Genomic DNA, 14378 nt, shown 5'->3' with positions numbered 1-14378 from the left:
CCCGCCCACCTGCTCCACCCACCTGCTCCGCCCACCCGCTCAGTCCGCGTACCGCGGGTGCATCAGCGTCGACGGCAGCATGCCCGGCTCCCGGCCCCGCTCGGCCGCCCGCCACGCCTCGGTCAGCCCCCTCGGCGACAGCGACTGGAGGTACGGCCGCACCGGCGGCAGCCGCAGCCACAGCGACTCGCGGGACACCAGCAGAAAGCTCCAGCCCGCGCCACCGCCGTGCGCCCCGGACCGCCGGGACGTGCGGTCCGGGCCCGTGCTGAAGCCCCTGCCGCTCACCCGGTACGGCCGGCTGGTCAGGCCCAGGGAGCGGACCGTGGCGTCGACCGTCCAGAAGACCTGCGGGCGGACGTCGACCGTGCCGGCGTGGATGGCGAGCCGACCGCCGGGGGCCAGCCGGCGCTCCACCAGGCCGTAGAACTCCTGGGAGTACAGCTTGGTGCTGGGTGTGATGCCGGGGTCGGGGAGGTCGGAGACCACCACGTCGTACGGGGGCGCGCCGGCGGGCAGGGCGCGCAGCCACTCGAAGGCGTCGGCGGTCACGACGCGCACGCGGGGATCGCGGTAGGCGGCGCGGTTGAGCGCGACGAGGTCGGGGTCGGTGCGCGCCAACCGCAGGACGGCGGGGTCGACTTCGACGACCGTGACCCGCTCTACGTCGCCGTAGCGCAGGAGTTCGCGGACGGCGAGGCCGTCGCCGCCGCCGAGGACCAGCACCCGGCGGTGCGGGCCGGACATCGCGGGGTGCACCAGGGCCTCGTGGTAACGGAATTCGTCCTCCCCGCAGACCTTCAGCCTGCCGTCCAGGAAGAGGGAGAGGGGACGGCCGGTGCGGCCGCCGCCCGTGAGCACGACCTCCTGCACGCCCGACTGCACGGCCACCCGCACGTCCCCGCCGTAGACGGCGTGGCGCGCGGCCCGTTCGAAGGGGACGGTGAGGGCCGAGCCGACGGCCAGGACGGCCAGCACCAGGCCGTTGGCCACGAGGAGCGCCCAGCGGGCCCGGACGCTCAGATCGCCGCGGAAGAGCCAGAGCACCAGGGCGCCGCCCGCGACGGCGTTGACCCCGCCGGTGAGCAGCGCGCCCGTCAACTGCCCCAGCACGGGCAGCAGGAGGAACGGGAAGGCGAGCCCGCCGACGAGGGCGCCGACGTAGTCCGCGGCGAAGAGGTCGGCGACGGCGCCGCCCGCGTCCTGCCGCCGGATGCGCTGGATGAGCGTCATCAGCAGGGGCACCTCGGCGCCGATCAGCACCCCGATGGCCAGCGAGAAGCCCACCAGGGCCAGGCGCGCCTGGCCGAACCAGGCGAAGCAGGCGTAGAGCGCCATCGCCGAGAGGCCGCCGACCAGCGCGAGCGCGGCCTCGACCGCGGCGAACCCCAGGGCGGCGCGGCTCCGTAAGCGCTTGGCGAGCAGCGAGCCGATGCCCATCGCGAAGACCATCACCGAGAGCACGACGGACGCCTGGGTGACGGAGTCGCCGATGAGGTACGAGGCCAGGGCGACCAGCTCCAGCTCGTACACCAACCCGCAGGCGGCGCAGACGAAGACGGTGGTCAGGACCACGAGGCGGCCGAGCCCGGCCGGTACGGGCAGCCGCGCCGGTACCGGGCGGTAGATCATGCCGGGAACGCTACGTCACGATCCGACAACCTTTTGTCACCCACAAGGGTTTATTACAGGTGTTCCATGACCGTCCGGGAGCACGGAGCGAGCCCTAGAGGGGAGCAGCCGCGCGTGCGCCCACCCGCGTGCGGGTGGCGACCAGGCGCCCCTCCTGCGGATAGGCGTGCCAGGTGCGCCAGCTGACCTGGCCCTCGCAGCGCTGGGCGAGCAGCGCGGTGAAGGCGTGCGGGCTGCCCGGGAAGGTTCCCGCCAGGCCGTACGGGTGTTCGGCGACAAGGGCGAGCAACTCCTGCGCCCGGCCCGCGAAGGAGCCGCGCGAGAGCGTTTCTATCCGTGCGGCGAACTCGTACTCCCAGGCCCCGACGCGTTTGGCCACGCCCAGCGGCAGCGGGGTGGCGCTGCCGGGCAGACAGGCCACGGTCTCCGAGCAGACGCCGTCGCCCTCTTCGAGGAGGACCTGGTGGGAGGCGCCGAGCAGGCGCAGCTGGACGAGGGAGTCGGCGAGCCGCAGATCGAGGACGGCCAGCGCTGGGAGGGGGTCCTTCCCCAGACACCAGGCGAGATCGGCGGCACGGGTATCGGTGTAGGTGGTCTTGAGGGTGGTGAGCATGGGTCGGCTCCGCAAGCACGCAGGGGAGGGTGGGCCGGCCCGCCGAGGAGGACCAGGGTCTTCGAGTGCGCCGGCTCATGCCCACAGAGGGGGGTTCCGTGGGATCCGAGGACAGTGATTCCGAGGATTCCGAGAGGAGTCGTCTCTGAAACGTGTCTCTGAATGAGAGGGAATCATGAATTGACCGGCGCCCACAGCGTTTTTACCCATCTCATCGTGCTTTCCATCCACGCGAGGGCCGAACAGTTCAACTGTTCAGAATCAATGTGACCGGCGGGCGGTCCACAACCCGCCGGACGCATATGCGATCAAGCATGGGCCAGCTGCAAATCTCCTGATCAAATAGCCTGAATCAGCTTCTCCACCGCCGTGCGCACGGATTCTTCACGCTTGCAGAACGAGAAACGCACGAGAGAGGAGGGCGCGTCGGGGCGCAGATAGAAGGCGGACGTGGGAATGGCCACCACCCCGGCGCGCAGCGGGAGTTCACGGCAGAATCGCACGCCGTCCGGGTAACCCCACGCGCGGACGTCGGCCTGGACGAAATAGCCCGCCTCCGCGCGGAAGGGGCGCAGCCCCGCACGCGTGAGCCCCTCGCTCAGGATGTCGCGGTTGCGCCGCAGGGTGCTCCTGAGCTCCTCCGCCCACGCCTCCACTCCCCCCAGCATCCGCGCGAGCGCCTCCTGATAGGGCGTGCCGGAGGCGTACGTCAGGAACTGCTTCGCCGCGCCGACCGCCGCGACCAGCTCTGCCGGGCCGCACACCCAGCCGACCTTCCAGCCCGTGACGTTGAACGTCTTGCCCGCGGACGAGAGGGTGAGCGTCCGCTCCCGCATCCCCGGCAGCGCGGCGATCGACCGGTGCCGGCCGTCGTAGACGAGGTGTTCGTACACCTCGTCCGTCACCACCGTCAGCCCGTGCTCCCGGCACACCTCGGCGACGGCCGCCAGCTCCGCCGCGGTGAAGACCTTCCCCGTCGGGTTGTGCGGGGTGTTGAGCACCAGCACCCGGGTGCGCGGGGTGATCGCGGCCCGCAGCGCCGCCACGTCCAGGGCGAACGCGTCGCCGTCCAGGGCCAGCGGCACGGGCACCAGGGTGGCGCCCGCGAACCTGGCGACCGCCGGATAGGCGTCGTAGCAGGGGTCGAAGGCGAGCACTTCGTCACCGGGGTCGCACAGCGCCAGCAGCGCCGCCGCGATCGCCTCCGTGGCGCCCGTGGTCACCAGCACCTCGTCCCGCGGGTCGTACTCCAGCCCGTACCGCCGGGCCTGGTGGGCCGCGACCGCCTCGCGCAGCGCCGGGAAGCCCACGGCGGGCGGGTACTGGTTGGCGCCCCCGAGGACCGCCGCCGCGACGTCCTTCAGCAGGCTCTCCGGCGCGGCCAGCTCCGGCACGCCCTGGCCGAGGTTGACGGCGCCGGTCTCCCGGGCGAGCTCCGTCATCTCCGTGAAGACCGACGCGCCCATGCCCCGTACCCGTGCCGCCGGGCTCCATTCCGAATTCATGCGATCCCGCTTTCCACGTTCGTGAATCAAGTCGGTAAGTCGATGTCCGTCCGGCCTATGTTCGTTTCAGCCCATGGATCGCCTCACGATAGGCGGGCCCCGGGGGCGCGGACCAGGACACCCACGCGCGCAGCACACCCCGGGCGCCGGGTGGCGCCGACACTCCGCGATGCCCGCCGAGCGGGTGGAAAGCGCACCGCGCACGGGCGTTCCGGGTCGCGCGCGCGAGATGCGCGCCGCATGGTCGGTATGCCGAGATCGGCGCCGTCATCCGCGCGCACGGGGTGCCGGGACCGGCGCCCGGTCCGTACCCGCCCCTGCCCCCGCCCGTACCCGGGCCACGACCGGCCCGCCGCCCCGCGGCGCCGGGCCGGGCCCGCACCGGAGGTGCCCCCGTGTCAGCCGACACCGCCGTGCCCGTCCGCGAGGCACCGGAACCGCGCCCCACGGCGGGCGGTGCCCATGAGCGCCGCCTCGACCGGGTGCGCGACGCGCTGCGCCGGGCCGCGCCGGCGCTCGCGCTCTACGCGGGCGCCCGGCTGACCGGCATGGCGATGATGGCCGGCTGGGCGTGGTGGATCGGCCGCCACCCGCGCACGCTGCTCGGCCACTCCTGGGACGGCATCTGGTACGCGGGCATCGCCCGGCACGGCTACGGGCTGATCCTGCCCTCGCTCACCACCCGTGGAGTGGTCTTCAACGACCTGGCGTTCTTCCCGCTCTTCCCCGGACTGGTCCACGCCGTCACGGTCGTCCTGCCGCTCACCGTCGTCTCCGCCGGGCTGCTCGTCGCCTGGCTCTCGGCCGGAGCGGCGGCCTGGGGCATCTACGCGGTCGGCGAGCTGCTGCACTGCCGCCGGGTGGGCACGCTGCTCGTGGTGTTGTGGGGGCTGCTGCCGCACGCGATCGTGGAATCGATGGCGTACACCGAACCGCTGATGACGGCCCTCGCCGTCTGGGCGCTCTACGCCGTGGTCACCGGCCGCCCGGTGTGGGCCGGGGCGCTCGCGCTGCTCGCCGGGCTCTCCCGCCCCAACGCGGTCGCGGTGGCCGCCGCGGTGATCTGCGCGGCCGCCCTCACCCTGTGCCAGGACCGGCGCTCGCGCACCGACTGGCGGGTGTGGGCGAGCGCGGCACTCGCCCCGGTGGGCTGGGCCGGCTACGTCGTCTGGGCCGGGTACCGCTCCGGCGGCGGGCCCCTCGGCTACTTCGAGGTGCAGCGGCTGTGGGGCTCGCGCTTCGACTTCGGCGTGAACGCCCTGGGCTTCATCCGGCACCTGATCACCGGCCGGGACTCCATGGCGTACTACATGACCATGGCCGTCATCGCCGTCGCCGTGGTCTGCCTCGTCCTGCTGCTGCTCGACCGGCCGCCCGCGGTCCTGTTCGTCTACGCGCTGGTGCTCGTCGTGATCGCCGTCGGCGGCTCCAGCTACTTCGCGTCCAAACCGCGCTTCCTGCTGCCGGCCTTCCCGCTGCTGCTCCCGGCCGCCGTGGCCATGGCCAGAGCCCGGCCGCGCACCGTCGTCGTGACGGTCGGCGCGCTGGCCGGGCTCTCGTTCTTCTACGGGACGTACCTGCTGACGGTCGCCCGCATGCCGATGTGAGACCGGCCCCCGGTCTCCCGGCGGAGCGGCCCCGCGGTGCGGCCTTACGCCTGGTCGTCGCCCGGCTTCTCGTCGTCGCCGGACTCGGCGTCGGCCTCCAGGCCGAGCTGCTCGATCAGCCACTTGTCGAACTCGATCGAGGCGCGCACCCAGCTGACCGTGCTGGAGACGAAGTGCTCCAGGGAGACCCCGACGCCGATCAGCATCTGCGCCTCGCCGATCAGGCGGACGGTGCCGTCGTCGTTGGTGTGGGTGTAGACCTTCGGCCACAGGGTGCGGCGGTTCCAGTCGTCGATGACCTCCAGGAGGCGCAGCTTCTCGTCGATGCCGTGCGGGCGGTCGTAGAACGTGCGCACGGAGAAGACCTGCTGCTCCTCCTCACCGCGGAACATGAAGTACGTACGGAACTGCTCCCACGGTGCGGCGAGGTCTCCCTCGTCGTCCACGACGTACTTCAGCTCCATCTGCTCAAGGAGCTGCTTGACCAGGTCCTGGTCGGGGATGACGGGGCCGGCCGGGCCCGTCTCCTGCGGTTCGGGCTGGCCCCCGAAGTTCGGAATCGAGGACGGGTCGATGCTCACCGTGAATTTCCCTTCGTACGGTTGCCGCCATCCTCCCCCACACCCGCCCCTGCCCCGCAACCCCTGGCGTAACCAGATCAACTTCCGGCAACGGGAGCACGCGGACATCAGGGGCGGGACGGGCCCTTCCCCGGCCCGTCCCACCCCTGGCGTCCGGTCGCGGAGCGGCCCGCTATCCGGCCGTCACGGGCGTCACCGTCAGCCCCTCGCCCCGCTCCGGCGCCCGGTCCACGCGGACCGTGTCGCCGTCGCGGACCTCGCCCGCCAGGATCGCCCGGGCCAGCCGGTCGCCGATCGCGGTCTGGACGAGCCGGCGCAGCGGCCGGGCGCCGTAGGTGAGGTCGGGTGCGGTGCCGCCCTCGGTCTCCGGGTCGTGGCCGAGGGTGGCCAGCCACTCCAGCGCGGCCTCCGAGACGTCGAGGGTGAGGCGGCGGTCGGCCAGGCGGCGCTGGAGGTGGTCGAGCTGGATCCGGGCGATCCGCTGGAGCTGCCCGGTGCCGAGCGGGTGGAAGACGACCACGTCGTCGAGGCGGTTGAGGAACTCGGGCCGGAAGGAGGCCCGGACCGTCTCCAGCACCTTCGCCCTCTTCTCGTCCTCCTTGAGCAGCGGGTCCACGAGATAGGTGGAGCCGAGGTTGGAGGTGAGGATGAGGATGGTGTTGCGGAAGTCGACGGTGCGGCCCTGGCCGTCGGTGAGCCGGCCGTCGTCGAGGACCTGGAGCAGGATGTCGAAGACCTCGTGGTGGGCCTTCTCCACCTCGTCCAGCAGGACGACGGTGTACGGGCGGCGGCGCACGGCCTCGGTGAGCTGGCCGCCCTCCTCATAGCCGACGTAGCCGGGCGGGGCGCCGACCAGGCGGGCGACGGAGTGCTTCTCGCTGTACTCGCTCATGTCGATGCGGACCATGGCCCGCTCGTCGTCGAAGAGGAAGTCCGCGAGGGCCTTGGCCAGCTCGGTCTTGCCGACGCCGGTCGGGCCGAGGAAGAGGAACGACCCCGTCGGCCGGTCGGGGTCGGCGATGCCCGCGCGGGAGCGGCGCACGGCGTCGGAGACGGCGCGGACGGCCTCCTCCTGGCCGATCAGCCGCTTGCCGAGCTCGTCCTCCATGCGCAGCAGCTTCTGGGTCTCGCCCTCCAGCAGGCGGCCGGCGGGGATGCCGGTCCAGGCGGCGACGACGTCGGCGATGTCGTCCGGGCCGACCTCCTCCTTGACCATGAGGTCCTTGGCGGCCACGGCCTCCTGCGCGGCCTCGGCCCTGGCGGCCTCCTCCAGCTCCCGCTCCAGGCCGGGGATCTCCCCGTAGAGCAGCTTGGAGGCGGTGTCGAAGTCGCCGTCGCGCTGGGCGCGCTCGGCCTGGCCGCGCAGCTCGTCCAGGCGCTCCTTGAGCTCGCCCACCCGGTTGAGGGACTGCTTCTCCTTCTCCCAGCGGGCGGTCAGGCCGCGCAGCTCCTCCTCCTTGTCGGCGAGGTCGCGGCGGAGCTTCTCCAGGCGCTGCTTGCTGGCCTCGTCCACCTCCTTGGAGAGCGCCAGCTCCTCCATCTTCAGGCGGTCGACGGCGCGCTGGAGCTCGTCGATCTCCACCGGGCTGGAGTCGATCTCCATCCGCAGCCGGGACGCGGCCTCGTCCACGAGGTCGATGGCCTTGTCGGGCAGGAAGCGGGAGGTGATGTACCGGTCGGAGAGGGTGGCCGCGGCGACCAGCGCGGAGTCCGCGATCTGCACCTTGTGGTGCGCCTCGTAGCGCCCCTTGAGGCCGCGCAGGATCGCGATGGAGTCCTCGACGGAGGGCTCGGCGACCAGCACCTGCTGGAAGCGGCGCTCCAGCGCGGGGTCCTTCTCGATCCGCTCGCGGTACTCGTCCAGCGTGGTGGCGCCGACCATCCGCAGCTCGCCGCGGGCCAGCATGGGCTTGAGCATGTTGCCCGCGTCCATGGCGGAGTCACCGCCCGCCCCGGCGCCGACGACCGTGTGCAGCTCGTCGATGAAGGTGATGATCTGGCCGTCGCTGGCCTTGATCTCGGCCAGGACGGTCTTCAGCCGCTCCTCGAACTCGCCGCGGTACTTCGCGCCCGCGACCATCGCGCCGAGGTCCAGCGAGACGAGCCGCTTGTTGCGCAGCGACTCGGGGACGTCGCCCTTCACTATCCGCTGCGCGAGGCCCTCGACGACGGCCGTCTTGCCGACGCCGGGCTCGCCGATGAGCACCGGGTTGTTCTTGGTGCGGCGCGAGAGGACCTGCACCACGCGCCGGATCTCCGCGTCCCGCCCGATGACCGGGTCGAGCTTGCCCTCGCGGGCGGCCGCAGTGAAGTCCGTACCGAACTTCTCCAGTGCCTTGTACGTACCCTCCGGATCCGGAGTCGTCACTCGCTGTCCGCCCCTCGCGGTCTCGAAAGCGTCGAGCAGCCTCTTGGCGGACGCGCCCTGCTGATCCAGCAGCTCACCGGTCCGGCCGCCCTTGGCGGCGAGCCCGATGAGCAGGTGCTCGGTGGAAATGTAGGTGTCGCCCAGCTCACGGGCGCGCTGGGAGGCGTCGGCGATGACGGCCAGCAGCTCACGGCTGGGCTGCGGCGGCGCGACGGTCGAGCCCTGCACGCTGGGCAGCCCCGCGAGCAGCCGCTCGGCCCCCGACCGCAGCACGGCGGCATCGGCCTCCACGGCGGCCAGCAGGTCCATCACGTTCTCGTTGTCCTGGCCGCCGAGGAGGGCGAGCAGCAGATGCGCGGGCGTCATGTCGGCGTGCCCCGCCGACACGGCCCGCTCACCGGCCCCGCTCAGCGCCTCCCGGCTCTTGTTCGTCAGCTCGGCATCCACCACGGTGCGCTCCTCCTCTGTGTCGGCGTCCTGTCCAACGCGCGTGTCCTGCTGTGAGCAACGTGCGATAAGTTGAGCCTATTCCACTCAACCTTCGGATGGCCAGACGGCCCGGGCGCATCTTCATAATCCGATGCCGAAGGGATACGCGCCCCCAAGGGGCCGCGCTCCCGTTCGCCGCACACTCCTACGAGTGAACGCCTCCTGTTCCCCCGCCCGCCGCGGCGGGCGGGGGCCAAGCTGGCTCTCCGACCACAAGGGGGGCAGCATGGCCGTCATGACATGTGAGCCGAAGACCTCGTCTTCGCCTTCGCAGGACGAGACCCTCCTGGAGTACTTCCTCGCCCTGGAACCCCCCGAGGGATGCCGGGCCGAGCTCATCGAGGGGGAGATTTTCGTGTCACCGGCGCCCGACGGAGAACATGAGGACTACCTGAGCACGGTTTTCCGCCAGGTGCTGCGCCATTCGAAGACGGATATGGACGGCTCCGGGAACAAGGGCCTCAAGCTCCCCCAAGGCGGTCTCTGCCCCAAGAGCTACAGCGTTCCGGACGCCACCTTCGCCCCGCGCGAGCTACGTCTCTTCCGCGGCGCACCCTCCTGGATGCCCTGCGAGGGCGTCGCCCTGGTGGCCGAGGTGACCAGTGGCAAGGCCAACCGTGACCGCGTCGCCAAGCGCCACTGCTACGCCCGCGCGGGTATCCCGCTCTACCTCCTCGTGGATCGGGAGGAGGAGGCGGTCACGCTCTTCAGCGAGCCCTCGGGCCAGGATTACACAGAGATCCACACCACCCCCTACGGCAAGGCGCTGCCCCTCCCCGAGCCCTTCGCCTTCGATCTGGAGACGGCCGACTTCCTCTGAGCCACCCCGGCTACGCTTCCCCACATGGCCCACGACCTGCGCGCACTCTCCCCCGCCTACGTCGACTTCTGGCGCGAGCGGCACATCTGCACGCTCACCACCACCCGTCCCGACGGCAGCCCGCACCTCGTGCCCGTCGGGGTCACGTTCGACCACGAGACCGGGATCGCCCGCGTCATCACCAACAAGACCAGCCGTAAGGTCGCCAACATCCTGGCCGCAGGGCCGGAGGGCGCGCGGGTCGCGGTCTGCCAGGTCGGTGAGCGGAAGTGGGCCACCCTGGAGGGCGTGGCCGTCGTGCGGACCGAGGCGGACGCCATCGCGGACGCCGTGAACCGCTACGCCGAGCGGTACGGCCGGATGCCCGCCCCCAACCCCGACCGCGTACTGGTCGAGATCATCGTGGCGAAGGCCCTGGGCCTCGTTCCATGACGCTCGGCTGGGGCAGCGACCTCCCCGTGGATCCCGTCACCTCCCTGGCCCACGACCCCGTCTTCGGCCGGATCACCGTCTCGCTCGACTCCGGCGGCGGGCTCCTGGACGTCTCGGGACCCGCGATCCCGCACGTCACGCTCCGCCGCGCCCCCGGCCGCCGCACCCATGAGCACGTCCCCATCGGCAGCCGCGACGCCGCCGCCCTCACCCTGACCGTCGACGGCGCCGAGGTCCCGCTGGCCCTCGGCAGGGGCCGGATCACCCGCCGGTCCTACGCGGTCACGGTGCGGGCCGCCGACGGCAGGTACCGCCTCGTGCCGTCGTCCGACGCGGATAGCCGGCTGTCCCGGAACGGCTCACGGCTCGGCGGGCTCACGGCTCGGCACAGCGGGATCGTGGAGCCCGCCCGCTGGCGGAGGCGCGCCAAGGTCATGCCCGTGGACGCCGCCCTCGGCTACGCCCTCGCCGCCGCGTTCGGCACGGGCGCGCGCTCGGCGCCGGGCATGCTCCTGGAGGCCGGGCTCGACCTGGTGACCTGAGGCCCGGTTGGCCCCCGTACTGGTGCCGGGGCGGCCCCCGGCTCGTACCGTCGGAGGTGACAGACGGTCCCCGACGGCAGAGGGAGCAGCCACGTCATGAGCGGTGCCGAGAGTGCGGACCACGTCAGCATCCATGTGACCGACTGCGGTCACCAGGACGCGGGCGCGGTGTTCCGCGCCCTGGAGTCGGCCTTTCCGGATGTGACGGAGGAGGCCCGCAGCGAGGTCCGGGCCGCGGCCGCCGGGGAGGAGCACCCCATGGTCTGGTGCATGGTCGTCGACACCCGCACCGGGCACGTCCCGTCGACGGCGACGGCCGTCCCGCTGTCCGGCGGCGTCTCCGTCGACCTCTTCGGCGCGGCCGACCCCGTGCGGAAGGTGCGGCAGGAGCTGGCGGCGGCGTTCTCCGTGGAGGACCGGGGGACGGTGCCGGGCGAGCACGAGCTGGAGGTCCGGCTCCGGCTGACGTAGCCGCGGCGGCCATGGGAAGAGCGGGCCGGGGAGCGTCCCGCGACACCCGACCCCCACCCCGCACGCACCACGCCCTCCCTAATGTCAGGATGGGCCCCATGAGTAACAGCAACGTCTTCTTCGACATCACGATCGACGGCCAGGCCGCCGGCCGCATCACCTTCAAGCTCTTCGACGACGTCGTGCCCGACACGGCCAAGAACTTCCGCGAGCTCGCCACCGGCCAGCACGGCTTCGGCTACGAGGGCTCCAGCTTCCACCGCGTCATCCCGGACTTCATGCTCCAGGGCGGCGACTTCACCGCCGGCAACGGCACCGGTGGCAAGAGCATCTACGGCGAGAAGTTCGCGGACGAGAACTTCAAGCTCAAGCACGACCGCCCGTTCCTGCTCTCGATGGCGAACGCCGGCAAGAACACCAACGGCTCGCAGTTCTTCATCACCACCGTCGTCACGGGCTGGCTGGACGGCAAGCACGTCGTCTTCGGCGAGGTCGTCGAGGGCCAGGACCTGGTCACCAAGATCGAGGGCCTCGGCTCCGGCTCCGGCGCCACCCGCGCCAAGATCACCATCGCCAAGTCCGGCGTGGTCGAGCAGTAGGAACCCCTGGCGGGGCCACGCCGCGAGGCGAGCGGCCCCCGCCGGCACCGGCCGGCCCGTCCCCACCCGGGACGGGCCGGCCGCCCTTTTCCGGCCCAGCGGCCGTTCCCGTCTCCCGGCCCCCTCAGGCCGCTTGCGGGCCCAGCTGCTCGTCCAGCGCCGCGCGGAGCCAGTCGTGTGCCGCGCCCGGGGTCGGGGCCGCCGGGCCCGTCAGTTCGGCGACGAGCCGCCAGTAGCGGTCGAGCCGGGGATCCGCGGCGAGCTCCCGGCTGAGCACGTGCCGGAAGCCGGCCGTGTCACGCGTCCCGCGCGCACCCGCGTACGCCGTGACGAAGCAGTCCAGCGCCTCCCCCGCACGCGGCGGCCGCCCCCGCGTCAGTTCCGGCGCCGCCAGCGCGAACGCCTCGCCGAGCCCGTCGTACAGCACCGCGGGCCGGTAGCCCGTGCCCGGGCGGTGCACGACGGGCTGACAGTCCTCCATGCCCTCGCACACGGCCGTCACCATCGCGTGCAGCCGGGCGAAGGCCAGCACCTGCTCCGGTGTCGGCGACTCCGGCAGCTCCGGAACCGCCTGCTCCAGGAACCGGGCCAGCACCGCCGCCGGAAGCCTCGGCGGCAGCCAGAGCCGCCAGAAGCGCACCAGCGAATCCGTACTCGGCGGCGACGCCACCGCCCCCACCAGCCGCAGCCGCTCCGCCCGCTCCTCCGGGTCGCAGTCCCTGACCAGCCGCAGGGCCGCCTCCCGCCACCGCAGCTCCGCCAGCCGCGAGCCGACCTCGCGCAGCCGCCCCTCAAGGGCGGCCTCCAGCGCGTCCTCCCGGTCCAGCACCCGCCCCACCTCCGGCACCGGCAGGTCCAGCGCCCGCAACGACCGGATCAGCCGCAGCCGCTCCAGCGCCTCCGGCCCGTACCGCCGATGGCCGCCCGCACTCCGGGCGCCCTCCGGCAGCAGACCGGCGTCCGAGTAGAACCGGACGGTCTTGACCGTGGCCCCGGCCCGCTCGGCCAGTTCCCCGATGCTCCACACGTTCTCCGCCGACATGGCTTGAACCTCCCCCAGCAGGAGTTCCTACCGTAACGACGAGCGCGGGCGGCCCCCACGGCCGGCCGCCCGGCGACCGCAGCGTACGAGGAGGCATTTCATGACGGCGTTCATCCTGGTGTCCGGGCTCCACACCGGCGGCTGGGTCTGGCGGGCGGTCGCCGACCGGCTGACCGGATCGGGCGCCGGCGTCCACCCCGTCACCCTCACCGGCACGGGCGACGGCCCCGCCCCCGCCGGCACCGGTCTCGACACCCATGTCCGGGACGTGGTCGAGGTCGTCGACGGCCTGGACGACCCCGAGATCGTCCTCGTCGGCCACTGCTACGGCGTCCACCCCGCCCTCGGCGCGGCGGCCCTCCGCCCCGACCGGATCGCCCGCGTCGTCTGTCTCGACACCGCCATGCCCCAGGACGGCGACCCCGCCGCCGCGCTCGTGCGCGACCCGGCCGTCCACGCCCACCTCGCCCGGCAGGACGGACAGCCCGTGCCGCCGCCCGCCGCCGACGGCTGGGACGGCCTCGGCAGCACCGCCGGCGTCCCGGCGGAGGCCCTCGCCGAGCTCACGCGCCGCGCCGTTCCCCAGCCCCCGCGCACCCTCACCCAGCCCCTCCGCCTCACCGAGGCGCTCGGCACCGTCCCCACCACCGGTGTCCTCTGCACCGGCAATGGCTCCAGCATCGCCATGGTCGAGGGCCTCCTCGGCCTCGGCGACCCCCGCTTCCAGGCCCTCGCCGACCCCCGGATCACCTTCTTCGAACTCGACACGGGCCACTGGCCGATGCTCTCCGCCCCGGACGCGCTCGCCGACGTCCTGCTGAGCGCCGCCGCCGGAGGGGGCCACCGCCTGGTGGCGTCCGGGACGCCCGAGCACCTGCGCCCCTTCCTCCTGGACGTACCGGAGCGCGCCCACGAGCGGGTGGGGAACGTCGACCTGTACCTCCCCGACGCCGACGGGCCCCGGCCGGCCGTCGTGCTCGTCCACGGCGGGCCCGTCCCCCGCGGCGCCCGGCCGACCCCCCGCGACTGGCCCGGCTTCGTCGGCTACGCCCGCCACATCGCCGGACTCGGCGCGGTCGGCGTCATGCTGGACCACGGTCTCCACGACCTCGCCGACTACCCCGCCGCGGCGGCCGACATCGCCGCCGCCGTCGAACTCGTACGGGCCGACCCGCGCGTCGACGGCGACCGGGTGGCGGTGTGGTTCTTCTCGGCCGGCGGCCTGCTCTCGGCGGACTGGCTCGCCGCGCCCCCGTCCTGGCTGCGCTGCGTGGCCGCGACCTATCCGATCCTCGCCCCGATGCCGAACTGGGGCTTCCCCGCGGATTCCCGCTTCCGGCCCGCCACGGCCGTACGTTCCGCCGGGCGGCTGCCGGTCGTCCTCACCCGGGTGGGCCAGGAGCGCAAGGAGATCGCGGCGACGGTGGAGGAGTTCCTCGTGGCGGCGGAGTCCTGCGGGGCGGGAGTCGAGGTCATCGATCTGCCGTCGGCGGGACACGGGTTCGAGACGGCGGATCATGGGGACGAGGCACGGCGGGGGGTGGACCTGGCGGTGCGGAAGGTTCTGGGGCATCTGGGGGTCTGAGTCCGCCGGGGGTGCCCCCGGACGGGCTGAAGTTCAGCCCGTCCGGCGATTGAGGACATTCGGGAAGGGGCGGGTAGGGGAAAGCCCCCGGC

The 14378-nt window shown here is 72.8% G+C and carries 13 protein-coding genes; 7 read left to right on the top strand and 6 right to left on the bottom strand.

Annotated elements, in window-relative coordinates:
* Positions 1 to 39 precede the first annotated feature (39 nt).
* From AF335_RS13970 to AF335_RS13960, 3 genes are all read right to left on the bottom strand, one after another.
* A complete protein-coding gene (locus AF335_RS13970; RefSeq protein WP_102918627.1) occupies positions 40 to 1632 on the bottom strand; it encodes a polyamine aminopropyltransferase in 1593 nt (530 codons plus the stop codon).
* A gap of 94 nt (positions 1633 to 1726) precedes the next feature.
* The gene (locus AF335_RS13965) at positions 1727 to 2245 is read right to left on the bottom strand and encodes a DUF2617 family protein (RefSeq protein ID WP_102918626.1); all 519 of its coding nucleotides are present in this window, start codon (positions 2243 to 2245) and stop codon (positions 1727 to 1729) included.
* Between the two features lie 338 nt (positions 2246 to 2583).
* Complete coding sequence (locus AF335_RS13960; protein WP_102918625.1) at positions 2584 to 3750, bottom strand: aminotransferase class I/II-fold pyridoxal phosphate-dependent enzyme; 1167 nt, start codon at positions 3748 to 3750, stop codon at positions 2584 to 2586.
* A 395-nt stretch (positions 3751 to 4145) separates the two neighbouring features.
* Between AF335_RS13960 and AF335_RS13950 the strand changes: the two genes are divergently transcribed.
* Positions 4146 to 5357 (top strand): hypothetical protein, encoded by a 1212-nt coding sequence (locus AF335_RS13950; protein WP_184743768.1) that lies wholly within the window; start codon positions 4146 to 4148, stop codon positions 5355 to 5357.
* A 44-nt stretch (positions 5358 to 5401) separates the two neighbouring features.
* Here the strand turns inward: AF335_RS13950 and AF335_RS13945 are convergent, their stop codons facing one another.
* Positions 5402 to 5938, bottom strand: a complete 537-nt coding sequence (locus AF335_RS13945) for a type III secretion system chaperone family protein (protein ID WP_102918623.1) — start codon at positions 5936 to 5938, stop codon at positions 5402 to 5404.
* 172 nt (positions 5939 to 6110) lie between these two features.
* Entirely contained in the window at positions 6111 to 8753 is a 2643-nt protein-coding gene (gene clpB, locus AF335_RS13940) for an ATP-dependent chaperone ClpB (protein WP_102918622.1), read from the bottom strand.
* Positions 8754 to 9021: 268 nt separating this feature from the next.
* Here clpB and AF335_RS13935 point away from each other — a divergent pair, with 268 nt between their 5' ends.
* The 5 genes from AF335_RS13935 (at position 9022) to AF335_RS13915 (ending at position 11659) form a co-directional block, all read left to right on the top strand.
* Complete coding sequence (locus AF335_RS13935; protein ID WP_228772921.1) at positions 9022 to 9615, top strand: Uma2 family endonuclease; 594 nt, start codon at positions 9022 to 9024, stop codon at positions 9613 to 9615.
* A gap of 24 nt (positions 9616 to 9639) precedes the next feature.
* A complete protein-coding gene (locus AF335_RS13930) occupies positions 9640 to 10047 on the top strand; it encodes a pyridoxamine 5'-phosphate oxidase family protein (RefSeq protein ID WP_102918621.1) in 408 nt (135 codons plus the stop codon).
* Positions 10044 to 10589 (top strand): hypothetical protein, encoded by a 546-nt coding sequence (locus AF335_RS13925; protein WP_228772920.1) that lies wholly within the window; start codon positions 10044 to 10046, stop codon positions 10587 to 10589. Before AF335_RS13930 ends, AF335_RS13925 begins: the two co-directional genes overlap by 4 nt.
* 96 nt (positions 10590 to 10685) lie before the next feature.
* Positions 10686 to 11060 (top strand): hypothetical protein, encoded by a 375-nt coding sequence (locus AF335_RS13920; RefSeq protein WP_102918620.1) that lies wholly within the window; start codon positions 10686 to 10688, stop codon positions 11058 to 11060.
* A 98-nt stretch (positions 11061 to 11158) separates the two neighbouring features.
* Entirely contained in the window at positions 11159 to 11659 is a 501-nt protein-coding gene (locus AF335_RS13915) for a peptidylprolyl isomerase (protein ID WP_102918619.1), read from the top strand.
* Between the two features lie 124 nt (positions 11660 to 11783).
* Here AF335_RS13915 and AF335_RS13910 read toward each other — a convergent pair whose 3' ends face one another.
* Positions 11784 to 12701, bottom strand: coding sequence for a helix-turn-helix domain-containing protein (locus AF335_RS13910; RefSeq protein ID WP_102918618.1), 918 nt, complete (start codon positions 12699 to 12701; stop codon positions 11784 to 11786).
* Between the two features lie 100 nt (positions 12702 to 12801).
* Between AF335_RS13910 and AF335_RS13905 the strand changes: the two genes are divergently transcribed.
* Positions 12802 to 14286 carry an alpha/beta hydrolase gene (locus AF335_RS13905; RefSeq protein ID WP_102918617.1) on the top strand — a complete coding sequence of 495 codons (1485 nt, stop codon included), beginning with the start codon at positions 12802 to 12804 and terminating at the stop codon, positions 14284 to 14286.
* Positions 14287 to 14378 lie beyond the last annotated feature (92 nt).

Source organism: Streptomyces eurocidicus (assembly GCF_002891295.1).
Taxonomy (GTDB): Bacteria; Actinomycetota; Actinomycetes; order Streptomycetales; family Streptomycetaceae; genus Streptomyces; species Streptomyces eurocidicus.
The sequence above is the reverse complement of the archived record's forward strand: the minus strand, read 5'-3'. Positions and strand labels throughout refer to the sequence as shown.